Here is a 25,039-nt window from a genome sequence, read left to right as displayed (position 1 = left end):
GCGTTGCGGCTCATCGGCACAGCTATTCAGAAGCACCATCAACCCAGGGACGGCAAATAATGAAGAAGAGCGCGCTGGTGGTTGTCGACATGCAGGAGTTCTTCTTCGTGGAGAACCCGAACGTTGACCGCCTGGACTTAGGTAAGCGCTGTAGCGAGATCATCGACATCGCACGGCAGGCCGATATGCCGGTGATCCACGCTGTTACGTTGTACCGGGAGGACCGAGTCGACTGGCCGAACGCATGGAGTGCCGGAGAGAGTTGGTGCGCGAACCTGGTTCGGGGCGGCGAATTGGCCCAGATCGTCGAACAATTGTCGATCGAGCCGAACGATTTCATCGTCGAGAAGAAGCGCTTCAGTGCGTTCTACAATACAAATCTCGACGACATCCTCCGCAGGCTCGATTGCGATCACATTTACCTGATCGGATATTCGGCCGATGTGTGCCTGCGATTCACATCGGTCGACGCTTACAACCGTGGATACGCAGTATCTCTGGTATATGACGGTATCGAGTCGTTCCGAGAAAGCAAGGATGCATCCGTTACGTATCTCGGTTGGCTTATCGATGCTGAGTGTATTCCGCTGGGCGAATTCAGGCTGCGAAGCTTGCCGAAGGAGGCGGCGGAGTAGGAGCCTCGTCGCGTCCACGGCCTGCTGCGGATACGGCGACCGGAGTGGCTGGCTGTGGCGCGCGGAGAACCCAGCCACAGCGGGTGACGCGGCGGTGCCCACCACGGCGAATCCACTTGCGAGAGAGGTTTTGATGGGACCGCAGCCCGGTTGACCACTGTGTCGGGCTCAAGGCGATCGTTGTACCCAAACTTGAGGACTTCCGCTGTCTCGGGAAGAGTTTCTGCTGGTCACAGTAGGGAGGCGGTCGGGGGGATGTTCCATACTTTCGACCGGGTGAATTGCCGGGGCGCTGGTGCATTCTCAGTAGATGTCGTCGACCGTAACGGGTCAGAGGATCGGATGCGAACACGACGGCAGCAAATGGGCGCATTCTTGCGCACGTCATCGAGAGTGGGAGCGGCACATGGAACCGAAAAGCGACCTGTTGATCGCGGTCGAACAATTGGGGAGCGTTCGTGGACGCCTGGACACCGAGCATTCGGACACCAACAGCGACGGGCACGGTAGCTCGGGCGGCGACGGTCTGAACATCCCCGAGTCCTAAGACGCGATCCATGGACCACTACTTGACCCAAGCAATCGAGAAGGCGCTGGGTTGGAATGGGTCCGACGGGCTCGGTGCCGCGTTTGCGCGCGGCACCATGCCCGACGCGGACCTGTGCGCCAGAATGCTGACTCCGGCAAGGCTGCTCGACATAATCATGCGGCGCACGGTGTCACCTCCACAGTTCCGATGCTTTCAGAACGGGAATGAGCTGCACCCCGATGCATACCTGACACAGCTTGTGACCCGACGGTCACAGGTTCTTCCAGTAGCCAATATGGATCGCCTGAATCAGCTCATGCAGTCCGGCTGCTCCTTGGTGCTGGACTCCTTGGACTCATTTGACCCGACCATGGAGATCGCCTGTCGGGCATTGCAATGGTGGTCCCGGGAAATAGTTCAAGTAAATACATACCTGACCACCAATGATGCAGCCGGCTTCTCCCTCCATTGGGACGACCACGACGTCATTGTCGTCCAGATCGGCGGCGAGAAATCATGGGAGGTCCGCTCGGCCTCACGACCGGTACCGATGTACCGGGACGCTGAGCCGAACACAGTTCCGCCAGAAGAGATCCTGTGGTCGGGCACACTGCGGACCGGCGACGTGATGCATATTCCGCGCGGGTTCTGGCACCAGGCCACTCGCAGCGACCGCGGAGCGGGCTACAGCCTCCACGTGACCTTTGGATTCGTCAAACGGACTGGGGTCGACTGGATGTCCTGGGTGGCGGACCGAAGTAGGGAACGCGAGCCATTCCGACACGATCTGCACCGGTGGGAAACAACATCCGATCGCGCCGCGCAAGAGGAAGGTCTCGTGGCCGGAATGGCGCAGTTACTCGCCGATTACCCGATTTCGGCGTATCTCGCCGCTCGAGAGCATGAACGACAACCACCCCGCCACGTCGCGACCGGTGGAGTATTCGGCCCGCCACAAGCCGTTGTGTGCCTGACGGACTTCCCCCCACGCATCGAAGTCCGGGGACAGGAAGTCGATGTGCTGGCCGCTGGCAAGAAGATGACCTTCGCCGCGCAGGCTGAACCGGCCCTTCGGCTATTGCTGGCCGGTCATCCGATCGACCTCGCCACCGTGACCGCGACGACGGGCATCGACACCGTCGTTCTTGCAGAAAGCCTGATGAAGGAGGGCGTGTGCGCCGAACTGACCGAGGCGTTGTCCTCGGGCTATACCGGCATGATCCCGACCGGCACCTGCTCGAACACGCCCTGAAACTCGGCATCTGTGGCGTGGACACCGCATACAACTACCGCGGCTTCACCTCACACCGGATGCTCGCCCAGTCCGCCGGGGACCTGCTCGCAGAGTTCACCGTGTCGACCAAGGTCGGATTCTTCCCGGGACCGGACGGGCACACCGTGCACTCCCTTGAGCCCGAACGGTTGCGCATCGCTGTCGAGCAATCCAGCGAGGATCTCGGCCGGACACCGGATGTGGTGTTCTTGCACAATCCGGAGCGCACTCTCGCCCACCTCTCGACTGACGAGGGTGCCGACCGGTTGGCGGGCGCCTGCGCCTACCTCGCCGAAGCAGTGTCGACGGGTTTTTGTGCAGCATGGGGCATCTCGTCGTGGGACCCCCGCCCGCTGGTCAACGTACTCGCGGCCAGCAAACCTGATCGGCTGCCAACCGTCCTGCTGGTCCGCGCTGGACTCACGGTGCCGGACTCAGTGCTGGCGGCAGCGGAACAGATCGGTGAGGCATTCGGGATCGCGGCTGCAGGGCGGTGGGGTATGAGCCCCTTCGGGGGCGGTACAGCCGAAACCGTGTGGCGAACGACGAACTTGTCCGCATTCCTGGCGCCACAGCAGCGATGTTCCACACCGCAAGCTGCCTTTCGGCTCGCATTTGAACTGCCGTCCGTGACGCGGATCGCGGTCGGAACGGGTGACACAGCACACCTAACGGAACTGGTTGCTGCGACCGACGCCGATGTCGCGGCCGACGCCATCAACCAGTACCGCGAACTCATCCGAGCTGATACCTGAAGGCAGACAACAAGTCCGACCGCGCTATAAACGCCGTTGGGTTCAGCCAACACATCTACCGCTGAGGAGCTAGATCGTGGCAGACGCTCTGTCAGATCACACGCAGGGGGCCGATACCGGCGACCTGCGGAAACAATCAGTCGACAAGCTTATCGACGAGGTACAGGCCCGCCTCGGAACGGGTTTCGACGAATCCACCATCGTGCGCAAGCGGCGTTCGGTCGGTGTGAGCAGCCATCGGGGCACGTGGGTACGGATCGAGGCCCGACCACTTGACAAGGCGGCCAGCCAAGAGCAGGTCAACAACGGAATCGAAGCCTCAGCCCTACTGGACGGCATCGCAAAGCCCCGGTGGCACCGAGCGGTGTCCTGGCTCGACGAATCTACAGGGATCCTCTGGCGGGCCGACGAATGCGCATTGATCACCAGACCGACCGCAACCCCGATCGGATACCCGCTCACCGAACCCGAACTGTCGACGGACTGGTGGCACACGCTCAACAGCTCCTTGGATAACCTTGCCCGCCAGCACACAACGCGCATAGCCACACCAGACACCCAGCCGATCACCCAGGCACTGGTCACCGAGACCATCGAGCGCGCTTTTCCCGATCAAGTGGACACGACGATCACTGATCAGCCGTGGGTGCCCGCCCACGCGGACCTGAATTGGTCCAACCTCACCGCACCCGACTGCTGGATTCTCGACTGGGAAGACCTCGGCCTCGCCCCACAAGGTCTCGACGCGGCGACACTCTGGACAGCCTCGCTGATGGTTCCCACGTTGGCCGACAAGGTCTTCCGGGAAAGGTATGCCGACTTGGACACCAGATCAGGCAAGCTCATGGCGCTCTTCTGCTGCTCCAAGGATCTCAACGATCCTGGCTTCGCCTCCGCCCCGGCGTTCGAGCCGACAGCAAGGCAAGCAGCCAAGCTCGTAGCAGACCTACGTCGATGAACTCGCCATACTCCCCATGGGCAAGGCGAAGGCGCACCAGAACGCGCTCGGCGATCGATCTTTGGCCACGAACGCTCGCACGCAGCTGCTCGGCACGACAGTTCCCCTCAGCGACTTCTGCTGCGGCACAACCATATTGACCTAGCCCAGCAGTAGGTATGTTCGGAGACGACCGCTGCGAGCACCGCGCCGATTTTCGTCGGCTGCACATTGTCGGCGTCGACGAGCACCGCCACTGCGCCCGCTCCGTGCATGTGAACTTGACCGCCATCTACCAGGTCGTCGGCTACGTGCTGTTCGACACCACCGACGCCTTCCGGCTCCACACGATGGCCCTCTACTCGGCCCGCCACGGTTCCCTGCACCGCTGGCCGGTGCAACAGTTGCTCGATCGCCTCGCCGGCGAACGGGCGAAGGTCTGGGATCTATTGAGCGCCAGCAGCGTTGGACGTCACTATGTTCCGGCCCCACGGTTTCCGCGCCGGGTCGCTGATGGTCCGGGTAGAACAGCCGGGGTGGCGTGCCAGCGGCACACCGCCAGCCATCGCCGCACCAGTAGCGGCAGTTCGCCGGTGTCGAGCAGTTCGGTCGCGAACACACCGGTCACCTGGGGGCCTCCGCATGCGGTGACCGCGCACTCGACGTCGTCGATCGGCAGGTCGCGGGATCGGCACCGCTGGCTGTGGCGGCGCTCGAACAGGCCACCGTCGTTGGCCGGTTCGAGCCAGATGACCTTGATCTCTCCGAGCAGCCAGCCGCGTTCGGAGACCGCGGTGGTGGTGGTGTATCCGCACGACTCGTTCGGGCACACCGCCGGATCGGGCATATTCATGCGAGTGGTCTGCTCCAGCGACCACGCCAGATTCGGCGCTCGCGCACGACATCGAGCCGTCGACCACCGATCCGGGTCCGCGGTCCGGCAACTCGATGGCTGGATGGCTCGGTCGTTGGGCAGCGCGCCCGGCGACCGTTCAGTGTGTGTGGGTGCGGGAACTCCTAGCGGATGCCGTCGCGGCTGGATCGTGCGCGGTGCCGGGATGCCGTGAGGCCCAGTCAAGTACATGTGGCCAGGTGTCACCGTCCGCTGGCGTGGTTTGAGATGCTTTGAAGTGCGGGTCGCACTAGCGGCCCTGGACGAGGAAGGGCGCGCCAGTCGTGACGCAGAGCCTGGGCAACGTTTTCGATGAGCTTTCTTGGCGGGGGTTGATCGCATTGTCCACCGATGAGGAGGCCCTACGCGCCGCATTGTCGGCGGGCCCCGTGACCTATTACTGCGGGTTCGATCCGACTGCGCCGAGCCTGCACATGGGCAACCTCGTCCAGCTTCTCACGATGCGTCGGCTTCAGGACTTCGGCCACAAGCCGCTGGCGCTTGTCGGCGGCGCGACAGGACTCATCGGGGACCCGCGGATGTCGGGCGAACGGGTACTCAACGACCCTGCCACTGTGTCCGACTGGGTGGGGCGGATCCGGTCACAGGTCGAACGGTTCCTGTCCTTCGAGGGCGAGAATGCTGCACGGGTGGTCAACAACCTCGACTGGTCGGCGCCGATGTCGGCGATCGATTTCCTGCGTGATGTCGGCAAGCACTTCCGGCTGAGCCGAATGCTGTCCAAGGAGGCGGTGTCGGCGCGGCTCAACAGCGAGGTTGGTATCAGCTTCACCGAATTCAGCTACCAACTCCTTCAGGGCATGGATTTCTACGAGCTCTACCGGCGATACGGCTGCATACTGCAGACCGGTGGGTCCGACCAATGGGGCAACTTGACCGCAGGCGCGGACCTGACCCACCGTCTCGAGGGAGTCAGTCTGCATGCCCTGGCCACACCGCTCATCACGAAGGCTGACGGTACAAAGTTCGGTAAGACGGAGGGCGGCGCGATCTGGCTCGACCCCGGGATGACCTCGCCGTATGCCTTCTACCAGTTCTGGCTCAACGCCGAAGACGCGAAGGTCACCGATTACCTGAAGATCTTCACCTTCCGGGAACGGGAGGAAATAGATGCCCTCGACGCGGTCACCCGCGAACGCCCTGCGGAGCGGGTAGCGCAGCGCGCTCTGGCCGAGGATGTCACTTCGCTCGTTCACGGCAAGGAGGCGATGGTCCGGGTCCGAGAGGCCAGCCAGGCGCTGTTCGGCCGCGGCGATCTCGCCGCCCTCGACGCATCGACGCTGCGGGAGGCCGTCCAGGAACTGCCGTCGGCGGCTGTTCCACGTGGCGAGCACGACATCGTCGAGTTGCTCGCCGCGACTGGTCTGGTGGCAAGCAGATCGGCCGGTCGGCGCACGATCGCCGAGGGCGGGGCGTACGTGAACAACACAAAGGTCAGTGGCGAGGACGCGACCGTCGACGTCGCTGATCTGCTGCACGGCCGGTGGATTCTTCTGCGCCGCGGTCGGCGTTCGCTGGCCGTCGTCGAGGTCGTCTGAGCATCGAACCGGCTGGGGTGCGGCTGGTCTGCCAGGCGCGCTCCCAGCCGCGCGGCCAGCCGTGAGGGTGCGCTGATGGGGGTGAGATCGGCATGTTGGTCCTCGACCTTGACGGCACCGTGTACCCGCAGGACAGTGCCCTGACCGACATGATCGACACCCGGACGGCGGCGTTCTTCCTGGAACGGGCAGGGTTGGATACACCGGAGTTGACTGCTCTGGAAGTGGAGCGCCCGTCTGTCCTGGATGCGCTCGATCACCTTGGCCTGTCTCGATTCGACTGGGCCCGAGCGGTTTACGCGGACCTGCCCTACACCGAGATCCTGCGGCCCGACCCCCGGCTTCGGGCTGCTCTGGTTCGAGTCCAGGTCCCCCGGGTTGTCGTGACGCTGGCCCCGGCGACTTACGCGCGGGGGGTGCTCGCTGCTCTCGGGATCACCGAGCTGGTCGATGATCTTCACTCGGTCTTCGACAGCGCAGATGTCGTCAAGGACCGTGTGTACGCGAAACTCATTGCTAGCCAAGGTGAGGCGGCCAATACCTTCGTGATCGGGGATAACCCTCGGCTGGACTTGGCACCGGCGGCCGGGTATGGGTGCCGCTGCGTGTTGGTGGGACGGACACGGAGACCGCAGCCGTACCCGACGTACATCACCCTGATGGACGCGTTAGCGTCCATCAGCGCCGGAATATGAAGCGGGCCCGGCTTTTTCCGATCTGCCAGGCGACCTGTCCTGATGTGCACACACTGCATACTCTCCCGCGATGATGTCTGCGCGCTGGCGATACCCGATCAATAGCAGTCACATCCGGAGCTGGATGACTCAGTGGCCCTGCGGATTCCGGTGCCTAAGTGCCCGAGATCTCGAAGCTTGATCCCAACGACGCCTCGGAAACCACATGGACCGAAACACATGCCCGAAGCCGAAACCCTGACCGAACAGGTTGCCGAGAAACTCAGCTGATCTGAAGCCAAATGACGAGGCTGGGACCGTAACTCACGAGGAACCTCCGAACACGGAGCAGTAAGGACGGGGAGTACGACAGAACCCCCGGCGATGGCGAGGGGTGGCTTGGTTTCAAGGGGTCGTCGCAACACCGCCTTGTTTAGGCGGCTTGTAGATCACGTAGGCGCTCGGCTGGGGTATCCCAGCCGAGCGTTTTGCGTGGGCGGTTGTTGAGTTCTTGCGCGACGTGTTCCAGGTCTTCTGGACCGTAGACGCTGAGGTCGGTGCCTTTGGGGAAATATTGGCGCAGTAGACCGTTCGTGTTCTCGTTCGTGCCGCGCTGCCAGGGGCTGGCCGGATCGCAGAAGTAGACGGCCATGTCGGTGGCCATCGAGAACTGTTTGTGCCGGGCCATTTCGCTGCCTTGGTCCCAGGTCAGTGATCCGCGTAAGTGGGTCGGCAGGGTCGCCATGGTCTTGATCAGCCCGTCACGGACCTCCTCGGCGGTGTGGCCGCCTGGCAGGGTGCACGAGCATCGTGTATCGGGTCGACCGTTCGACCAGGGTGGCGATAGCGGTCGCATTTCCTTTGCCCGTGATGGATTTCGATGGTCCGCTGGCATTCGTTCGGAAACCCGGCCGAGATTCGCTCGTATAGCCACGACGCTGGCTGTCCACAATCAGCTACCGCAAGGTGTGAGTTGGGGTCCGACTGGAGCCAGATCGTCCAGCCTCGGCTCGTTAGCGGGGTACCGGGTCGGCAGGTTACAAGCCCCGGCTTCCGCCACAGCGGTAGAACCTGGCTCATTTGCACCTGGGCGACCAGCGGTGAGGATGCAGAACGCATTGCTAGCGTTACCCGAATCGCAGAAGGGGACGTCGAACAGATCGGGTTGGGGTGTGCGTCGCATCGCTGGCGCGGCGACTTCGATGACGAGCATTTCGGTGAGGAACTGGACGCGTGCGCCCAGCAGGTGGCTGGTGTGTCCGGTCGCGGAGTACTCCTTGAGTCCGACCGCGACGTGGATGTGGGGTTTGATCTCGCCGCTGTCGGAATCAAGGGCGAGTGTGCCTCCTCCGAAAGCTTTCACGTTGCGCAGGTGAACTTTCGACCAGACGGGCGCGTCCGGGTTGTCGAGCCGCTCGCAGGTGCCGACGATGTCGACTTCGCTGAAGCCCCCGATGAACGACGGGATGTAGCCGCCACGGATATCGTTGGCGCAGCAGAACTCTGCGAGTGCCGGGTAGAAGTCCTCACCGTGGTCGAACACGACGCCGAAGGTTCGGCCGAGGACGAGTTCGTGGGAGCGCATCAGCTTTTCTCCGTCAGATCGGTTGGCCAGGGCCAGGTTTGAGGCGAGCTGTATCCACCAGCAGCCCCGAACGCGGAATGGATCGTCGGACGATCACAACCGGTTGCTAGCGCGGTGTGCAGGAGCACTCGTACCTTGACCGGGTCGAGGTAGCCTGCGGAGGTGAGGCCGCGGGCAAGGAGGTCTCGTTCGGAACCGGGGAATCCGTAGGTGGATTCGAGCACTGACCCCGCCCCTGTGCGGGAGGCGAGGATGACGGGAACGCGGGCGGCGATGTTTTCGAGGGTCGGGCCACGATCGCGGCCTTGCACTCGCGGTGTACTGGCGCCGCTTCGACGGGCCACCAGCCCGAACCCTCTTCTTCCTCGCTGTCATCACGCCATCCTCGGCGGGCAGATCAGCCGAATTCAACGTCACCTGCTCGATATCCCTGATCTCGTCCTACTCGACCTCACAAAACCCGCTTGGTTGGTCTCATTCGAGTCTGGCAGAGGGACCTACTGAGTAATTGCGGCGATCGACGCTTCGATGGTTTCGAAGATGTGTGAATCAACTTTGCGCTGCCAGTCCGGGATGTCTTCCCAGTCGGCGATGTAGGACGGTTTCGGGTCGGGAAAGTGCTTATGGATCTGCCCGATCCAGCACAGGGCAACCCAGCGCCCTTTCTGCTCGGGCGTGAGTCTGGTGGCATTTCCGTCGGTGACGGTGACGAACTCAGCGACCTGGTCGTACACTGCGGTCGCGGCTGCCTGCTCCCATGCGGGCATCTCTTCCCAGGGCGCGATGTAGCCGGGCTTCGGCTCCCCGGGGTAGTGCTTGGCGACACCAGCGATCCAGGCCGCACGAAAGACGCGCCCGCGGTCGATGTCCTGCAACGTTTCTCCTAAGCGGTTTCAGTGGAGTTGTAGTCCTGCGATTTGTTTGCTGAGGTGACGTACGTGGCGATCGCGTTGGACTGGCTTGAGGTGTCGGCGCAGCAGCTCGAGTCTGCGGCCAAGATATCCGGAGTGGGTTCGATGCGCGATGTCGAGTGCAGCACTTCCGTACGCCACCAGTTGGATCGGGTCTCGACGGAGTGCGGCGACGGCGGCGAGGTCGACGAGGACGCCAGCCCTGCGTCGGGTCGAGAGGGGACGGTCAAGGACCGGGAGCAGTACATTTTCGGCTTGATCGGGTCGTCCGAGCTGCACGTAGCAGGCGCCGAGGTCTTCATTGAGACGCGATCCGTCGAAGCGCAGCCAACCGGTGTGGAGTGGGCCGGTCATATCGCGCGCTGCTCGGGCGGAGTCGGCGGCGCGTTCACAGCCGTTCGAATCTCCGATTCCAGCGAGTGCTTGTGCGTGCACTATGTCGACCCAGAACCGGGTGGTCATCATAGGGTCACCGCACTGCGCGATTCGGCTCGCTGACGCGAGCAGTGGGATAGCCGCGTCGAACTGGCGGTCGAAGATGCTGATGTATGCATGCCTGGTCATGGCGCATGCCCATAGGTCCATTGCGCCTGCGTCTTTGCTGAAGGCCGCGGCGAGGGTGTAGCAGTGTGATGCTGTGCCGCAATCGGCGTTGTCGAAGAGTATCTCGCCTGCCAGTTGCAGAACCTCACCGGTGAGGGTGCACAGTGATTGTCGGACCGAATCGTTGGCGGGCCGGCGCAGCCCGTCGATCAGGGCGTCGAGGTGCTCGCGGACCGCGGGAAGAGTCTCGGCTTTGGTCACTGCTCTGGAATAGCTGGACCATAGTGCGTGATTGATGTCTGCGTATTGGTGAGCGGTTGCGGTGTCGATGCGGCCGAAACCGTTTGTCGCGGCAAGGATTCGGTCCCAATCAATCGGCGCCGTCAGTGCGGCGCTGGAGATGCTCAACACCCTCAGCAACTCGCGGCGGTTCATGTCGGTGATCTCCATGGCGTACGGACCGCGCGGTGCGGAGGGGCGATCAGGATCGTCTACATCGAGCTTAGTCGTCGCGTCCGGTCCGCCAGTCCGGTCTTCGAATTGACGGAGTTCAGCGCAGCGCAGGCGGAACAGGTCGCGCTGATCCTCGGTCGCTCGCGCGAGGGTGGTATCCATGATCGCCGCGTTCGCCGCGCGTAGCGTCAGGGTCTGTCCGCGCCGCTCCCACTTTCGGAGCGCTTCGAAATGCACTCCGGTGATTTCACAGAAGCCGGGCCGTCTTTCCCGGAGTGCGTCACGCAGAGCACGCACTTCAAGGCCACCTCAGTTGCACAACCATCGTAGTACTTACCCCCGCACCAGATTTCGTGCCAGAAGCGTGCCCCTGTGATACCTGCGCCGTACCCCTAACGTAGCTTCCCGCCCCGCCCGCAGACTGACACCGTTGAATATCGCATCACCGATTAGTCGCCGAAACCAACGGCACCGCACGAGCTTTCGCAGGGTCTGTTCAGCTCGCCGCGCCGGAGCCAGATCGTCGGTGGTGCGGCATCGACGACGGGAGAACTCTATGGGCGTCCACCAACTGGTCGTGATCGGCTTCGACGAGATCGTCCGCAACAAGTACATGCCTGTTATCCGAGCCGCGATCGGGGACGGTGATCTCGATTCATGGTCGATTGTGGATCTGGAATCTGAGCGTGAAGCCATCGAGGCGCGGCTCATCGGTGTCGATCCGCAGCTGCGGATGAAGTTGTTCGTCTCGTCGGACCGAGGCGACGCCGCGCGGGCGCTGGCGCTCGTCATCGTGGGTGTCGGTGGGGCCGTGCTGGCGCCGGGGTGGCGAAGATCTTGGCGAAGCGTGCACACGATCGGGAGTGCACGCTGGTGCTGGCCGATGGTCGGCGTCAGTTCCGAAGCGCGGATCTCCACCTGGTCATCGAATGTGCCGGGTATGAGGGACTCGGTCGTGGCCGTGGGTTACCGCGAGGGCAATGGTATTCGGTGACCGCGACTCCAAGGGGCGGACGCAGCGTGTACGGCGAGATCCGTAAGGCAGCGTGCGGTGGGGGCGTTTGCGGTCTACACCGTGATCGCGCAGTGCGATGCATTTATGCCCGCTCACCTGCCCATACAGTGCCGGGAACGCGAGTTGATGGCTGGAAAGGCCGGTGGTGTAGTGGTCGATGACGGTGCGGCGTTGGGTGAGGTCGCGGTCGAAATGGTCGAACTGGGCCGATCCGAGTGCGGCACCGAGCTCGGTCATCCGCCAGCTGCCACCGGCCACCACATGCCAGCCGTCGCCGTCGTGGGCCTGGTTGCGGTAGATGCGGGCCATCCGATCCAGATCTGGGTCGTTGGTGGTGATGACACCGCCTTCGCCGGTGGTCACGACTTTGGTGGCGAACAGTGAGAACGCACCCGCGTACCTGAACCGGCCCGCCGGACGGTCACCGAGGGTGGTGCGCGTGCGCGGCATCCTCGATCAGCGGAACACTTGCCGCCTCGCGCAACCGGATGATCTGGCGCAGGTCGGGGGTGAGGTATCCGCCGATGTGCACGACCACCACGGCAGCGATATCGCCGGTGAGCCGGTGTTCGAGGTCAGCGATGTCGGGATACAGGCCGGCGTCGTAGAACTGGACTCGTCCCCCGGCCGCCTGGGCGGCTGCGCGGCGGTGGCGTAGTTGGTGTTCGTCGGTACCAGCACCGTCCGGCCGCGCACATCCAGTGTCCGGTAGATGATTTCGAGCGCAGTCGAACCAGTTGCCGACCTCATCGATGAGCCCACCGCGGCCAGGGCAGTCAGTTCTCATTGACGGATAGCCGCCGTTACCAGAGTCATCGCGCCACTGTCGCATCGGCCGCACTTCGCTGTGCTGGTGGCGGTGGCTGGAGGGCGGCTCAACGGTGAGCAATCCGCGGCGATAAGTCCTGTAATCGGCACCGCCCGTGATTTCGATGGATCGCTCCTGCACGCTGATGACACCGGCGTCGATGGGCTCGGTAACCCCTTGCCAGGTACTTTCACCGAGGCCGAGCTCTTGAGCGGAATGGCGCTCAGCCCGTCGCTGTCCCGTCGAGGCCGATGTGCTTGCCTAGGTGGCTGCGAAACGTCTGCGGGCGAACTCGTGGCTGCGGATCCCGTCGACGAATGCGTCGAACTCGCCCTGGTCGAAGTGAAGCTTCACATCGCCACCCGGCTGGGTCGTCGGATCGGTGGCGGTGAACACGAAGGTGCCGTGGTGCTGTTCGATTGTCAGTGGGCAGGGTTCGGTGGTTCCGACACGGATGCTGTGCTGGTAGGCGTCGAATTCGTCGTCGGTGAAGATAAGCATTTGGCTCTCTGGAATGGCGGTGGAGCCGGTGGTTTGTTCGTTTCCGAGCTTGTCGTCCCAGATCGCCGTCCATCCGTTGCGACGGGCTACGCGTACGCAATTCTGTTGTGGTGAGCTGCGGGTCGCCTTGACGAACTCGGCGGCGGTGAAGATCGGCAGCATGTCATTCCTCTCTTACAGTGCAAAGCGAGGGGCGTGGGGTTCGGTCAGTTGCCACGCCACCTCCCTCGTTACGGCTTGTAGCCGATAGCCGCGAAATTACACGGCCGGGCAGGGTCCTCGGTGTTGACGGGTTCGTCGGGCCGCCAGTCCGGTGCATAGGTGATTCCTGGATCGACGAGGTTGAAGCCGTCGAAGAACTCGGTGAACTGCGCGCGGCTGCGCAGCGTGGCAGGGTCGGATGTGTTGTCGTACAGCGCGGCAGCGGCGCCCAACTGCTCACGGATCTTCGTGGTGGCTTCATCGACTGAAACATGGGTCATTGCTATGTAGCTGCCCGATGGCAGGTACTCACGCAGTCGCGCCAGTACTTCGAGAGGACGGCTGGAATCGGAGATGAACGGCAAGACGGATACCAGCAGAAGACCGATGGGTTCGCCAAGGTTGATCAAGCGTTGGGTGTCAGGGTGTTCGAAGATGCGGGTTGGGTCGCGTAAATCTGCTTCGATGATCGCAGTGATGTCGAGAGTGTTGGCGCGGTCGAGGAGTTCGTAGGCTCGGGTCACGGCCTCAAGGTCGTTGTCGACGTAGACGACCCGGGCGTCGGCTGCGATCTTACGGGCAACCTCGTGAGTGTTGCCGCCAGTAGGCAACCCTGACCCGACGTCGAGGAACTGTTGGATGCCTTGGTTGGCCATGAAATGAACGCTGCGGGCTAGGAAAGCCCTGTTGTGGTGCGCCCAAGTGTGAGCGTGGGGGAACAGTTCGAACACCTGGTCGCCGAACACTCTGTCTGCATCGAATACAGCTTCGCCTGTGAGGTAGAGGTGGTACATGCGTGCTGCCGATGGCGTTTTGGAGTCGATCTCGCGACCGGTGTAGCTGTCGGGGGTCACCGGCTTCCCTTCGTTGAGCAGTGGACGATGTATTACATGGAGCCCTGTCGGCGAAAGGTTCGCGCAACGTAGTCCATGAATTGCCGAGAGTCTTCGGCCCCGAGCGCAGCGGCGCTGAGCCGGGTGAAGACGGTTTCGCGGGCGGCTACAGCGGGTTTGTCGTCGATGTAGCGGATGTCGCCTTGAGCCTCGACGAATGCCATTTCAAGGTCCCCGGCTGCGCCGGGTGATTGCACACGGACCAGCGTGTAGCGGTCCTCCATACCTGCGCCTGGCGCAGTCACCGCGAAGGGCAGGATCTGGATGAGAATATTGGGCCGTTTCGACAGCTCCCTGAGGTGTTTGATCTGTTCGCGCATGACTTCGGCGCTGCCGTACTGCCGACGTAGGCACGATTCCGACAGGATCGCGTGTAGGTCGGGTGCGTTCGGCTTGAACAGGTTCTGTTGTCGGGCGAGCCGAGCTTGAACCCAGTCCTCGACGGCGATGCCGCCGGGTCCGTCTGTCTCATTCGGTCCTGGTTGATGCAGTGCACGGATGTATGCCTCGCCTTGCAATAGACCGGGCATGATCTCGGCCTCGGCAATGCGCAGCCGGTCCGCTTGCTCCTCGAGATCGATCAATAGCCGCAGTTCCTCGGCGTAAGCGCGGCGGTGACCTGTAGTCCAGAACCCTCGCTTGTGGTTGTCACGCCGAAGCTCAACCAGAGAGTCGATGTATCCGTCGTCAGTGAACCCCAGGCCTTTGGTCAGTTCTCGGAGTTCAGCAGCGGAGATGGTTCCTGTCCCGGTAATCAAACTATTGATGCGCGATTGCCCGACCTCGATCAGGCGGCCGGCTTCCGCCTGACTAATGCCCGCAGTTCGGATCATGTGCTCGATTTCGCGTCCCAGTAGCAGCCTGCGCGCGGTTCTCGTGGCCATATCTCCCACCATATCGGCAGTAGCGATTACCCGGTTCTGGTTACCGAAAGCTGATTATCAGGATAGATTAATCGGAGCAGAGCTTGCACGGCACCAGGGAGCACCGTGCGTCATCGCGACGCACTCTGTCCCTCAACAAAGGAAAGTCGGATGACGCCAGGGGTGACTGCCAGCAGGATGGGGCTGAATGATTCGGCCACTCCGCCATCTGCACCGTGGGGTGCGCGACTGCGTGCGTTCCGCAAGGACCAACTCGGACTCAGCCAAGACAAGTTCGCAATCAAACTCAGAGAAGCTGGCGCCGAATGGGGACTCAACATCGGGTGCGACCAACGCCTCGTCGCTCGGTGGGAGAACGGCGACGTCAAAATGCCTAGCCAGGACTACGTCGAGCTCCTGGTCTCGCTCGGCGCACCAGTTCCGGCGGCCGCTCTGGATATGTCCGAGGCGTCTGCCCTAGTCGGCGTCGGGTCGAATGCCCTCTTGAAGCCGCCAGCCGCTTCGGGCAGTTTTGCTGCTGTGGAGGATGTGCGCGGGGCGAGCTTTCTGGAGGCGGTCGCCAGCGCGACCGTGGGGTCACCGGATTCGCTGGCACCATGGTTGCCGCCGTTCGCCAAAGGCGCACCTATCCCGACCAAGGTTGGCATAGTCGATGTTCGGTCTCTGCACGACATCACAACCGGTCTTCGGGGACTCGACCAGCGGCACGGAGGTTTCGCAGTGGCCGACACCGCGGTCGCATTGCTGAAGTCGAACACCGGCCTTCTCACAGGCTGCCGCAACGAAACTACAGCCGCCAAGGTGAAGGTGGCCTTGGCCGATCTCGCACGTCTGGCGGGCTGGTCGATCCATGATGTCGGTGACCAAGATCGTGCACGCCGATACCTTGCGCTGGCTCTAGTACTAGCTCGAGAGGCCCGCTCACACAGCGGAGACAGCCTCGCCGCGTCGACCTTGTATGTGTTGGGCCGGATCAGCCTGTTCGAACGTGAACCCCAGGTCGCCCTTCGCATGTTCCAACTCGGGCAGATCCCAGCACAGGACGCGTCGAACAGCGGCGAATCAGCGCGTCTGTACATGCAGGAAGCGTGGGCACACGCGATGATGGGCCGCGAACGTCAAATGAAGGACGCCTTGGCTCGCGCCGAGCAAGGCATCAGAACTGTCGGGGACACAGTGGATCCCTGGACGCAGGTCTTCTTCACTGCAGGCGAGTTCGACGGCAACACCTCCGTGATTTACAACGAGTTCGCTCTCGCGACCGACGACACGATTCTGGCCGAGCGCTACACGATCGCAGCAGTAGATCGTGCCAGTGCCTCACTCGAATCTTCATCGCCAGACCGTTCTCCACGCAGTCTGCTGTTCGACCACACCACGGAGGCAACCGGTAGATTCCGTCTCCGAGATACGGACTCTGCAGTGCAATCCGCCACCGCCGCGTTGTCCATGACTGGAGAGGTCCAGAGCGCTCGGGTCGTCGATCGCCTGCATTCGATGACTACAGCCGCCGCTCCCTCGCTGCAAAGAAGCGGTGTGCGGGACGTCTGTCGGCAAGTCCGACAGTTGGCGTTGCCTGGGCCGAGGACTTGATGGTCGAGGGTTCCCTATTGGCCACAGCATAGGATGTGGTTGTGGCGACTGATCTCTCGCCGCGTCGCGATGCGGAGTTGCGCGCGGCCCTGGTGGATGCATGCGCCCAGATGAGCCTGAATGCGCATGGGGCGGAACTCATCAAGTACACCGTGAACGCGGTATTCCGGCTGAAATCGGCACCGGTAGTGGTACGTGTCGGAGCAGGCGATGTTGGGGAGGCCCGCGGAACGCGTCTCGTGCGAGTGGCTCGTTGGCTTGCGGACCAAGGCGCACCCATCGCGAGGCTGATGGCCGGCCAGCAACCGATCTATGTCGAGGGTGGCTTCACAGTCACCTTCTGGCACGAGTTGTCGACACAGCCGAGTTGGACTCCGACGGATCTTGTTGGCCCGCTGCAAACGCTGCACCGCCTCCAACCCGATTCAACTCTGCCCAAGTGGGACCCTTTCGAAAACGCCCGGCGACGATTGGATGCTGCCGACCCAGCAGTGTCGCCTGACGATGTCGGCTGGTTGCACGAACAATGGGCCGCTGCTGAAGATGAGTTCCGGTTGTGGGAGTCAAAGATGTCGGTCGGTATCGTGCACGGTGACCCGCACACAGGCAATCTCTTGCGGGACAGCTCTGGACAAGTGGTTCTGTGCGACCTGGATGAAACCGGAATCGGCCCTCTCGCATGGGATCTGGTGCCGCAAGCGGTGGGGGCGGTTCGATTCGACCGGACGGACTTCTATCGTGAATTCGCCGAGGTCTATGGCACCGACGTCCGAGGCGAACCCTATTGGCCAGCACTGGCTCGCGTCCGTGAACTGGTGATGGTTACCAGTGTGCTGCCTGATCTCGGGCAACGGCCCCTGGTCGCCGCTGAGCATGCTCACCGCCTCGCAACGCTCAAAGCAGATCGCCGCACTGCGACCTGGAACCTCTACCGCTAGATAGTCGTAGCCTTAGCAGGTGTGCCCCGGGCGGCATACGCTACTCATCGGCAGTAATCTGCCCTATTGACATTCTTCGCTCGATGTGGAGAGTGACGTAATTGGCGCATCGCCTCCGCTTTCCGGCGGCGCCCGCTGCTTCCGCAGCCAGTCTTGAATCCGCCCAGCGCCATTGGACATGCCCTACTTACGACACCTGGATCTGCCCTGCCGAATGCCATTGTGAGCGCCCATCTCTGGACGCTTGACTCAATACATGATCGCAGGTAGAGGGCTCAGCGAGAGGCGAACTCCGGGCTACGAAGCAGTGCTGCGGTCGGCGCGAAAATGGCCGCCGCACCTCAGAGACCAAGGGACTCAGCCGAGGTTCCGACGTTCCACCGATAAACGCGCCAACGACCGCCCACTCGATGCGGACCGCCGGCTAGCGGTGGGAATCCCGCGGCACAGAGACCCGCTGCGAAATAGCCGCCTCCTTCACAACACCTTCAGGGCCATCGATTTGTCCATCGAGTGCGCCGATGCCACATGTGGCTGTCGGCACGACCGCCGAACGTCGCGCTTGGTCCCCGCTCCAGGCGCTCTGCGGCCGGGCGACGGCAGGCAGGGGTGATGGCTATGCAGCCCATTACTGGCCGTGGAGCGACGGCGCAGCGTTCGGTCGTCGGGCCCGCGGGTGCGGCCGGTACGGCGGCCCCTGGAGGTGCCGCGGTTACCGCTGCCTTCGATCTTGATTGGGTTGCCGAGTACGCGGGTGGAGAACGTTGGGACGTCCAGTGCCACGACCGGCCTGCGTCCGGGCACGGTTGTGCCGATGCCGACAACAAGTGGGGGGCTGTGTGATGGCTGTCAAACACGCAGACACCCCGATTGTCAGTGCTCGTTCAGGCGGTTGCGCTATCTCGTTCGGCTGTCGCCGGTGGGTGTTCAAGGACCGTCTGCGCGGGTGGACGTTTACCGACGTTCAGGACGTTGCGCTGGTTCGATTCGCTGTTGTCACAGCGGGCGCTCCGAGCCCGTTCCTCGGTGACGATCCGACGTCGTTGGAGCTGGCGTCGTGGCTGGTGCCAGTCGGGTTGTCGATTCGCGGAGCCGCGTTTCGTCTTTCTCTGCCATGCGACCCTCCGCAGCTACCACTGCCTCCGGTCGCGAAGGAGCTTCCTGTCAAGAAATGGAGGTTGCCGCGGTGGCTACAGCGGTAATGCACGTCTATGTTCGAGACGATCTGGCCGAGCCTGGGTGGCGTGATCGTGTCGAAAGCTTCATCCACGCACAGTCGTTCGCTCTTGGCGCCATCGTCCATGCCTCGGCCGAAGAGGACCCCGGTGCGGCGGAGAAGCCCGGATCCGCGGCGGCACGTCTGCTCAATGAGATGCGGCGCACCGACAGCTTTCACGCGGTGACACCTTCCCGCGCGCATCTGCAAGGCATTCCGGACACAATGCGACAGCGGTTCGCGCGGGCGGAGATATGGTTCTGGACCGTCCAAGATGACCGGGGGCCGCGATGACGACGGTGCAACGTCTGCGTGCGGATCTGGTCAGGCCGCCAGATTCTGCGTCGGCGTTGCATGAGGGTGGTCTGAGCGGTTCGACCTTCGGGGACTGGTCATGACTGGGCAGCGCATGCGGGCCTACGGGATTGTGAACTTGGACCGATCCGAGCCGTGTGTCGCCACTGATGTGCAGGCCATCCGTGAGATTGCCCGCTACGCGCGGTTGGATCTGCGTGCGGTGTCAGTGATGCGTTCGGCGAACCTGAGTGTGCTGCTAGCCAGTTTCGCTGCGTCCGGAATCGGTGTGGTGATCGTGCCGAGCGTACTGCATCTGACCGGCTGGCTCGACGCGGTGCGCCGCGACTGCGAGGTGTGGACCCTGTCGCCGCCCGGCTACTGGCCCCGCATCCACGCCTCCGGCGCGCTGGGTGAGTTCATCGCCAGCTCGGGACTGTGCTGATGAGACCCCCGCACCGGATCCGGCATATCCACATCGAGTCCGGGCCGCTCGCACTGGATTTCCAGGGCAGCGCCGACCAAATCCACAGTGTCGCCGCTGAACTAGCTGCGACCGAGTACGTGGAGGTCACCGTCGACGACGATGTGCGCCCTGGCACTCCCGCGCTGCCCTGCGGCGGGCTCTGGGGATACCCCGACCCGCCCGTTAACCCCTCGGGTGGCCATCCACCTGCCGCCCTTACACACCAGGACGCCGCGCGGACTGCGCGACTGGTGAATACCCCGGTCGAATTCGAAAGGACAATTCAGTGACCACAGCAACGGTTTCCACCCCTGAGACCACCAATGCCGAAGCCACGGCCACCGAACGCGCGATGATCGATGAGCGTCGGCGGGTGTATCGGGAGCAGTTCGGGTTCAACACTTTCCGTGATCCGCGCACCGATGCGATCACGATGGTCGCCGGGCCGGTGTCGGCGGTGATAACACCAAACAGTCTCAGCGCGCGGGTCAGAGCCCTTTTCGGCCCCGGGTCGGTGCCGGTGTTCTCGGTCGGGCATCGTCTGCGATTGTTCCTGACCGACGGCCCAACACCGACGGACAACACCGCTCAGCTGACAGCTGATTTGTTCAAATATGGTGCGGTGCCGCTGGTCTCGGGCGCGCTGATCGTGCTGCCGACCCCGGGCAACGAGAAACGGTGCTGGATGCACCTGCCCGACGGCGCTACCCGGCCGCCGTTCGCCGCTGTGGTTGAGGCGGTCTACACCGCCTCAACTGAGGTGGGTTCGCGGTGAGCGCGGTCGACCCGAGTGTGTCGCGGCGGTCGTTGGATGACCAGCTTGCCCCCGTCTGGGTGGAATGGCTCGCGTACAAGACCGACGCGTTGGACCGGTTCGTCACCCACGACGTGCCGCAGCTGCCGCCGGACCGCTACTCCGAGAACGGAATCCGTGTCGCCGAACAGGCGCTGCTCATCCGCTTCACCGCTCTGGAAACCGCCGATCCCGACGATCCGCTGCTCACGCGGTTCGGCTGCTACCTCGGTGAGACCTTGACCGAAGCACTCGATGGGTATTGGTTCAACGACCCGTTCCCCGATCCCCGCCTCCCGCGAGCCACGGTGCGGTTCCTTTACACCGATGTCCGGCTGTGTGTCCGGGAGCAGGTTGTCCTGGCCCTGCATCACCGATCCGGCACCTACTGGTCGCAGATCTACCGGGCGCTGTCGGGCCAGTGCGCGGCGTGGTGGGAATCCGGACACAGCCGCCGCTGAACCACACCACGCGATACCGCGCCGCCCAGGCTGCCGGGCGCGCCCGGAACAGTCACTTACCACCACGGAGTTGGAGAAGGACATGGCCGAGGGAGCCATCAAATGATTCGACAGAAATCGCGGGTTCGGATTCATCGTGCGCCCCGGCGAGGCGGACATGTTCGTGCACTGCTCGGGGCTGGTTAACCCCGACACCTCCTGCCTCACCGACGGGGTGCGGGTCACCTACGACATCGTCGCGGGCCGCAAAGGACCCGAAGCGATCAACGTTCGCCCCGTTCCCAGCGAGCGACAGGCACGGCCTGGGCCGGGCGCTGCCAACCCATCCAAGACTGACCAGCTCCGGTCGAGCACGGGCCTGACCCGATGACCACGAATCCAGCCTCCAGCCCCGCCCGCACCAGGAGAGCACCACGGAGATGACCGACCCCACCACACACACCCTTGAGACCGCGATCGATCCCACGCCGCTGCCGAATGTGACCCGGCCTCGCTTGTCTCGCACGCAAACCCAGCAGCGGACCCGCCAGCGCGTTCTCGATGCCGCCACCGTCTTGTTCCTCACCGACGGCTACCCAGCAACGTCGACGGACGGCATCGGCGAACGCACCGGATACAGCCGCGGGGCGGTTTTAGGTCACTTCCGGACCAAAGACACACTCGCGGTCGCTGTGCTCGAACAGCTATATCGCCGTGCCCACGCCCGCATGCACCGTTATCAGGTCCGCGACCACGAGCACCTCCTGAGCACCGTCACGACCTGGATGCACATCGCGATCACCCGTCCCGGCTGGATCCGCCTCGAATACGCCCTCGCCGCAGCCGGTCGATATCGCTACACGCAAATGCGGTTGCGCGATATCCACAGCACCGCAACGACTTTCATCGCCAACGCTATCCGCGAGACCGGCATGGAGCCGGACGTGCCCCCAGCTATCGCTGCCGCGATGCTGTTGACGATCGTGATCGGTCGGGCTGCCATCGACTTCGACGAGGCCACCACCTCGGCCGGTCTGCGCCTGCTGGTCGACCACGTCCTCGCCCCCGCCCACCCACAGGCCCCGACGAGTGCCGACACCTCACCGGCCACAGCACTCGACTCCGGCACCGTGACCGAATTCGACACCGGCCGAAGGGACACCCCACGGTGAACACGATCATGACCGACCACCCCGGATGGCTGCGAACCGACGACGACATCCACTACCGGGCCGTCACCTCCAACGACACCGGGGGCTTGGTCACGGTCGGGCACGACGAGAGCCACGAGCTGTGGTTCCAGTCCGGCGATGTCGGGATCTGTATGGAGACGATGGCGCCGAAGTTCCTGTTCGGTCCCGACGATCTGCTGGCGCCGTTGAAGGAAGCGGGAACGGTTACGCGGCTGGCGAATCCGTCATTGTGGGACGCGCTCGCCGCCGCGATCATCCGGCACGCAGTACCGTCCAGCGACGCCCGCTACCGCTGGCAACGCCTGTGCCGCACCCACGGCGAGCCGGTCACCCGCGACGGGTTGACCGCCTGGCAGTTCCCCAGCCCCGACCGGATGCTGGCGCTCTCGGCCACCGCGTGCGCCGATATCGGGGTGAGCTACCCGATGCCGCGGCTGCACGCCGCCTCCCACGCCTACCTCGACCACGGTGAACAGTGGACACAACTGCCCGCCCACCAGTTGGTGACCGCATTGCAGACCATCCCCAAGCTCAGCCCCTGGACCGCACGCGTGACCGTGGCCGACTACACCAACGATTTCTCTCACTACCCCTACACCGACACCGCGATCGGGCAGTGGGCGCGCCAACTCAACCCCGACCGCGAATGGCCCCGCGCTGCACCAGCATTCAAAACCGCGTGGGAACAGATCACCGGAGAACAAACCTCGGCGTGGACGATGCTCACCTACGCATGGGGCATCACACACGGACAACCGATCCGGCGGGCAGATCAATGAACGATCCACTTCGCTGCCACCGACACCCGGCGGGAATCCCGATGACCGGCCTGCCCGACAAGGACGAGCTACTGGCCGCGTGCCGGGGCCTGCCGACCGCCACCACGAATCCGATGCTCGAGGCAGCCGCTGAGCTGACAGTGCTGCACCAAGCCCGCGAGCAGACACCGCACCGCATGCTCGGGAACTTCGAGCGACACCGCCGCCGGTTGATGCAGTCGGTGGATCTGTGGGTCACCTTGGCGGTTCCGGCGCCTCTCGCCGATGCGCGACTACACACCCATTCCATGGGCCAGGTCATCGACCAACTCGCCCAGCTGAGCGTCCACACCTACATCGCGCTCGCGCACGCGCCGGAGCCAGTGTTCTACGACGCGCAGCTGCGTCTGGACGAGATGGGCGATGCCTACCGCGACCTCATCGACGAACTACGCCTCGGCCGCCGACGACTGCCCGACACGGGCCTTCGCCTCGGCGCGGGCCTCGTCGGGTCTGCCTATGTTCCCGGCCCTGAACCAGAAAGACACAAATGAGCGATCACCGTCCCCCAGAGGTCACTGTGGATGCCGCAGAAGGGAATCCGCTGCCTCGAACCCAGGAATTCATCACGCAGCTGACCCGCGAGTACGGCGCCGAATACACCATGGCGCTCGCCCGCGCGGTCGAGTTCGCCAATCGCGACGATCAGGTGCGCTACATGAGCGGGCTCGAGGAAGCCATCGACATCCTGTCCCGGGCACGTGGTGATGAATCCACGGCCAAGGCGCTGGCAATCGGCAATCACGTGCCATCAATTATCGCCGCGATCCACGCCGACCTCCAAGCCTGCGGCCACCACGGCGCAATCGTGCCGGAATCTTTGCCACCGCACGATGGGAGCGACCGACCCGGAGGAACCAGGCGGCGACTGCGGCGGGCACCTCGATCATGAATGACTCGCTGCCCCACCTTGATCCGGGACCGACGTTCACACCGCCGCCGATGCCGGCGACGCCCCCTGTGCTCGCCGGGTCCACACGCCACGGCGTGGTTGACCACCCTACGGATCCGGTCGGGGCCGACAGCGGTTGCCGGAGCGCCAGGATTCGGCACTTGATGAAGGGGAGTACACAGCCGATGGACGCGGGAGTTTCGTTGGACGTGCCGGATGTGCTGGTCGTCGACGAGGGGCATCTGCAAGCGAATTGGCCGTATCTGCGGGCAGCCTTCACCGTCGACGACCCATCTGGCGAACCCGCTGGATGCCCTGCGGCAGATGAACTGATCAACATCGTCGGCGCTGCGGGAGCACATCCATGATCGAGATGACGAAAACGAATATGTTGCGGCCCGGCAAACCGTTCGGTGATCCGCGAGCGACATGTGGCAGCCGACCTGTGGTGGCCTCGATGGCGGTGACCGATATCGGCGTCGGTTTGGTGTATGTCCGCTTCGACGCCGATCACCCACTCGACCTCAACGACGGGCGTGGCTTCGTCTTCGACTACGAGCTGCTGGACTCCTCCGCTTACACCCCCGAGGTCTTCGGGGGGATCATCGACGACCGCCTGTTCGAGATCGACCTTCACGCTGAGGTCATCACCGGCCACGACATGCTGACCGGCCTGGCGAAACTCAGTCACGACATCACCGACCCCGAGGCTCTGTCCAGCATCGATAGCTGGATCCAGATGTGGCCTGAGCGCGAGAACATCAACGCCTGCGGTGACCTCGAACGCGTCATGGTTGACACCGCCTACGATCTCACCGTTTCCCATGTCGATCTTGTCCGGACCTGTCGGCAATTGTGGGTGCACAGCTGGTATCTGGATCCTGATCGCCATACCCAACGGTTCCCGATCACCACGGCCCTGGCATCAGCGGTCCTGGCCGGACGCGAAATGGGTTGGTGCAGTTGGAACATGCTCGATCTGGACGCGCTGGTGACCGAATCCATTACACGGCTGGATGTGTGAGGCGGTGTGCGCGTGAGAGCCGGGAGCACGTGGGATCCAGACATCGTCAAGGCAACTGAGGACATCATCGCGCCGCGTCACAGTGACGGAACTAGCGCCGGGTGGGGCGGGGCCGGGTGAGGGTCGGTTGCCCAGTGGTGCTTGCCCAAGACCACGAACAGTTGAATACGGCCCCACCAGTCGGGCCCAACGCGCCAGCCGTCTGCACGTCACTCACTGATCGCGACATCTGTTGGACGCCAGCAGAATCCGCACAGCGGCGCAGCGGCACACATTGATGGGGAGGGCCAGAGGATGAACAGACGACGTTGTCGCTCGTGCAGT

29 protein-coding genes and 3 pseudogenes are annotated in these 25,039 nt (G+C 63.4%); 22 read left to right on the top strand and 10 right to left on the bottom strand.

Translation table 11 applies throughout. The features are described 5' to 3' along the window. The 5 genes from ACHQ4I_RS41605 to ACHQ4I_RS41585 form a co-directional block, all read left to right on the top strand. On the top strand, positions 1 to 635 hold a 635-nt coding region (locus tag ACHQ4I_RS41605), incomplete at its 5' end, for a cysteine hydrolase family protein (protein WP_420777416.1). A 406-nt stretch (positions 636 to 1,041) separates the two neighbouring features. Next, entirely contained in the window at positions 1,042 to 1,182 is a 141-nt protein-coding gene (locus tag ACHQ4I_RS41600; RefSeq protein WP_420777415.1) for a hypothetical protein, read from the top strand. A 97-nt stretch (positions 1,183 to 1,279) separates the two neighbouring features. Further along, positions 1,280 to 2,416: a JmjC domain-containing protein gene (locus ACHQ4I_RS41595; protein ID WP_420777414.1), complete on the top strand. Its 1,137-nt coding sequence runs from the start codon at positions 1,280 to 1,282 to the stop codon at positions 2,414 to 2,416. Beyond that, on the top strand, positions 2,338 to 3,192 hold the full coding sequence (locus ACHQ4I_RS41590) for an aldo/keto reductase (RefSeq protein WP_420777413.1): 855 nt from the start codon (positions 2,338 to 2,340) through the stop codon (positions 3,190 to 3,192). Before ACHQ4I_RS41595 ends, ACHQ4I_RS41590 begins: the two co-directional genes overlap by 79 nt. Positions 3,193 to 3,268: 76 nt before the next feature. Next, entirely contained in the window at positions 3,269 to 4,150 is an 882-nt protein-coding gene (locus ACHQ4I_RS41585) for a phosphotransferase (RefSeq protein ID WP_420777412.1), read from the top strand. Between the two features lie 454 nt (positions 4,151 to 4,604). Here ACHQ4I_RS41585 and ACHQ4I_RS41580 read toward each other — a convergent pair whose 3' ends face one another. After that, positions 4,605 to 4,982 (bottom strand): hypothetical protein, encoded by a 378-nt coding sequence (locus ACHQ4I_RS41580; RefSeq protein ID WP_420777411.1) that lies wholly within the window; start codon positions 4,980 to 4,982, stop codon positions 4,605 to 4,607. A gap of 323 nt (positions 4,983 to 5,305) precedes the next feature. Between ACHQ4I_RS41580 and tyrS the strand changes: the two genes are divergently transcribed. Then, on the top strand, positions 5,306 to 6,580 hold the full coding sequence (gene tyrS / locus ACHQ4I_RS41575) for a tyrosine--tRNA ligase (protein ID WP_420777410.1): 1,275 nt from the start codon (positions 5,306 to 5,308) through the stop codon (positions 6,578 to 6,580). A 92-nt stretch (positions 6,581 to 6,672) separates the two neighbouring features. Continuing rightward, positions 6,673 to 7,275: a haloacid dehalogenase-like hydrolase gene (locus ACHQ4I_RS41570; RefSeq protein WP_420777409.1), complete on the top strand. Its 603-nt coding sequence runs from the start codon at positions 6,673 to 6,675 to the stop codon at positions 7,273 to 7,275. Positions 7,276 to 7,687: 412 nt separating this feature from the next. Here ACHQ4I_RS41570 and ACHQ4I_RS41565 read toward each other — a convergent pair. The 5 genes and pseudogenes from ACHQ4I_RS41565 to ACHQ4I_RS41545 all read right to left on the bottom strand — a co-directional run. Then, positions 7,688 to 8,105 (bottom strand): annotated as a pseudogene (locus tag ACHQ4I_RS41565) (IS30 family transposase); the annotation flags it as partial. A 101-nt stretch (positions 8,106 to 8,206) separates the two neighbouring features. Beyond that, the gene (locus ACHQ4I_RS41560) at positions 8,207 to 8,839 is read right to left on the bottom strand and encodes a PPC domain-containing DNA-binding protein (RefSeq protein ID WP_420777408.1); all 633 of its coding nucleotides are present in this window, start codon (positions 8,837 to 8,839) and stop codon (positions 8,207 to 8,209) included. After that, on the bottom strand, positions 8,839 to 9,150 hold the full coding sequence (locus ACHQ4I_RS41555; protein ID WP_420777407.1) for a hypothetical protein: 312 nt from the start codon (positions 9,148 to 9,150) through the stop codon (positions 8,839 to 8,841). Before ACHQ4I_RS41555 ends, ACHQ4I_RS41560 begins: the two co-directional genes overlap by 1 nt. 186 nt (positions 9,151 to 9,336) lie before the next feature. After that, positions 9,337 to 9,714: a hypothetical protein gene (locus tag ACHQ4I_RS41550; RefSeq protein ID WP_420777406.1), complete on the bottom strand. Its 378-nt coding sequence runs from the start codon at positions 9,712 to 9,714 to the stop codon at positions 9,337 to 9,339. Positions 9,715 to 9,732: 18 nt separating this feature from the next. Beyond that, positions 9,733 to 11,043: an NsdA family TPR-like regulatory protein gene (locus ACHQ4I_RS41545; protein ID WP_420777405.1), complete on the bottom strand. Its 1,311-nt coding sequence runs from the start codon at positions 11,041 to 11,043 to the stop codon at positions 9,733 to 9,735. Between the two features lie 280 nt (positions 11,044 to 11,323). On the opposite strand from ACHQ4I_RS41545, the gene ACHQ4I_RS41540 reads away from it, so the two are divergent. Further along, on the top strand, positions 11,324 to 11,740 hold the full coding sequence (locus ACHQ4I_RS41540) for a hypothetical protein (protein WP_420777404.1): 417 nt from the start codon (positions 11,324 to 11,326) through the stop codon (positions 11,738 to 11,740). Here ACHQ4I_RS41540 and ACHQ4I_RS41535 read toward each other — a convergent pair. The 4 genes and pseudogenes from ACHQ4I_RS41535 to ACHQ4I_RS41520 all read right to left on the bottom strand — a co-directional run bounded on the left by ACHQ4I_RS41535 (position 11,669) and on the right by ACHQ4I_RS41520 (position 15,048). After that, positions 11,669 to 12,548, bottom strand: a pseudogene (locus ACHQ4I_RS41535) (DegT/DnrJ/EryC1/StrS family aminotransferase). The gene ACHQ4I_RS41540 and the pseudogene ACHQ4I_RS41535 overlap by 72 nt on opposite strands. Before the next feature lie 282 nt (positions 12,549 to 12,830). Continuing rightward, positions 12,831 to 13,232 carry a hypothetical protein gene (locus ACHQ4I_RS41530; RefSeq protein WP_420777403.1) on the bottom strand — a complete coding sequence of 134 codons (402 nt, stop codon included), beginning with the start codon at positions 13,230 to 13,232 and terminating at the stop codon, positions 12,831 to 12,833. Between the two features lie 68 nt (positions 13,233 to 13,300). Beyond that, positions 13,301 to 14,125 (bottom strand): SAM-dependent methyltransferase, encoded by an 825-nt coding sequence (locus tag ACHQ4I_RS41525; RefSeq protein ID WP_420777402.1) that lies wholly within the window; start codon positions 14,123 to 14,125, stop codon positions 13,301 to 13,303. A 32-nt stretch (positions 14,126 to 14,157) separates the two neighbouring features. Further along, positions 14,158 to 15,048: a helix-turn-helix domain-containing protein gene (locus tag ACHQ4I_RS41520; protein ID WP_420777401.1), complete on the bottom strand. Its 891-nt coding sequence runs from the start codon at positions 15,046 to 15,048 to the stop codon at positions 14,158 to 14,160. Between the two features lie 150 nt (positions 15,049 to 15,198). Here ACHQ4I_RS41520 and ACHQ4I_RS41515 point away from each other — a divergent pair, with 150 nt between their 5' ends. From ACHQ4I_RS41515 to ACHQ4I_RS41450, 14 genes and pseudogenes are all read left to right on the top strand, one after another. Next, the gene (locus ACHQ4I_RS41515) at positions 15,199 to 16,641 is read left to right on the top strand and encodes a helix-turn-helix domain-containing protein (RefSeq protein WP_420777400.1); all 1,443 of its coding nucleotides are present in this window, start codon (positions 15,199 to 15,201) and stop codon (positions 16,639 to 16,641) included. A 41-nt stretch (positions 16,642 to 16,682) separates the two neighbouring features. After that, complete coding sequence (locus ACHQ4I_RS41510) at positions 16,683 to 17,579, top strand: aminoglycoside phosphotransferase family protein (RefSeq protein WP_420777399.1); 897 nt, start codon at positions 16,683 to 16,685, stop codon at positions 17,577 to 17,579. A 1,186-nt stretch (positions 17,580 to 18,765) separates the two neighbouring features. Further along, entirely contained in the window at positions 18,766 to 19,089 is a 324-nt protein-coding gene (locus tag ACHQ4I_RS41505) for a hypothetical protein (RefSeq protein ID WP_420777398.1), read from the top strand. Between the two features lie 100 nt (positions 19,090 to 19,189). After that, complete coding sequence (locus tag ACHQ4I_RS41500; RefSeq protein ID WP_420777397.1) at positions 19,190 to 19,534, top strand: hypothetical protein; 345 nt, start codon at positions 19,190 to 19,192, stop codon at positions 19,532 to 19,534. Beyond that, positions 19,534 to 19,845, top strand: a complete 312-nt coding sequence (locus ACHQ4I_RS41495; protein ID WP_420777396.1) for a hypothetical protein — start codon at positions 19,534 to 19,536, stop codon at positions 19,843 to 19,845. Before ACHQ4I_RS41500 ends, ACHQ4I_RS41495 begins: the two co-directional genes overlap by 1 nt. Next, on the top strand, positions 19,842 to 20,330 hold the full coding sequence (locus ACHQ4I_RS41490) for a hypothetical protein (RefSeq protein WP_420777395.1): 489 nt from the start codon (positions 19,842 to 19,844) through the stop codon (positions 20,328 to 20,330). The genes ACHQ4I_RS41495 and ACHQ4I_RS41490 overlap by 4 nt, the downstream gene beginning before the upstream one ends. Beyond that, complete coding sequence (locus tag ACHQ4I_RS41485; protein WP_420777394.1) at positions 20,327 to 20,809, top strand: hypothetical protein; 483 nt, start codon at positions 20,327 to 20,329, stop codon at positions 20,807 to 20,809. The genes ACHQ4I_RS41490 and ACHQ4I_RS41485 overlap by 4 nt, the downstream gene beginning before the upstream one ends. 118 nt (positions 20,810 to 20,927) lie before the next feature. After that, positions 20,928 to 21,179 (top strand): annotated as a pseudogene (locus ACHQ4I_RS41480) (cold-shock protein); the annotation flags it as partial. 49 nt (positions 21,180 to 21,228) lie between these two features. Then, complete coding sequence (locus ACHQ4I_RS41475; RefSeq protein ID WP_420777393.1) at positions 21,229 to 21,960, top strand: TetR/AcrR family transcriptional regulator; 732 nt, start codon at positions 21,229 to 21,231, stop codon at positions 21,958 to 21,960. An 8-nt stretch (positions 21,961 to 21,968) separates the two neighbouring features. Then, the gene (locus ACHQ4I_RS41470; protein ID WP_420777392.1) at positions 21,969 to 22,760 is read left to right on the top strand and encodes a DNA glycosylase family protein; all 792 of its coding nucleotides are present in this window, start codon (positions 21,969 to 21,971) and stop codon (positions 22,758 to 22,760) included. A gap of 41 nt (positions 22,761 to 22,801) precedes the next feature. Next, a complete protein-coding gene (locus ACHQ4I_RS41465) occupies positions 22,802 to 23,293 on the top strand; it encodes a hypothetical protein (RefSeq protein ID WP_420777391.1) in 492 nt (163 codons plus the stop codon). Next, the gene (locus ACHQ4I_RS41460) at positions 23,290 to 23,691 is read left to right on the top strand and encodes a hypothetical protein (protein WP_420777390.1); all 402 of its coding nucleotides are present in this window, start codon (positions 23,290 to 23,292) and stop codon (positions 23,689 to 23,691) included. Before ACHQ4I_RS41465 ends, ACHQ4I_RS41460 begins: the two co-directional genes overlap by 4 nt. A 164-nt stretch (positions 23,692 to 23,855) precedes the next feature. Next, positions 23,856 to 24,059 carry a hypothetical protein gene (locus ACHQ4I_RS41455; protein WP_420777389.1) on the top strand — a complete coding sequence of 68 codons (204 nt, stop codon included), beginning with the start codon at positions 23,856 to 23,858 and terminating at the stop codon, positions 24,057 to 24,059. Continuing rightward, positions 24,056 to 24,715, top strand: a complete 660-nt coding sequence (locus ACHQ4I_RS41450) for a hypothetical protein (RefSeq protein WP_420777388.1) — start codon at positions 24,056 to 24,058, stop codon at positions 24,713 to 24,715. Before ACHQ4I_RS41455 ends, ACHQ4I_RS41450 begins: the two co-directional genes overlap by 4 nt. Positions 24,716 to 25,039: the final 324 nt, after the last annotated feature.

Origin of the sequence: Nocardia nepalensis (assembly GCF_048910785.1) — a bacterium.
In the GTDB taxonomy this organism is placed as follows: Bacteria; Actinomycetota; Actinomycetes; order Mycobacteriales; family Mycobacteriaceae; genus Nocardia; species Nocardia nepalensis.
Note: the sequence above shows the minus strand (reverse complement) of the source record. Positions and strands in the feature narration are given on the sequence as shown.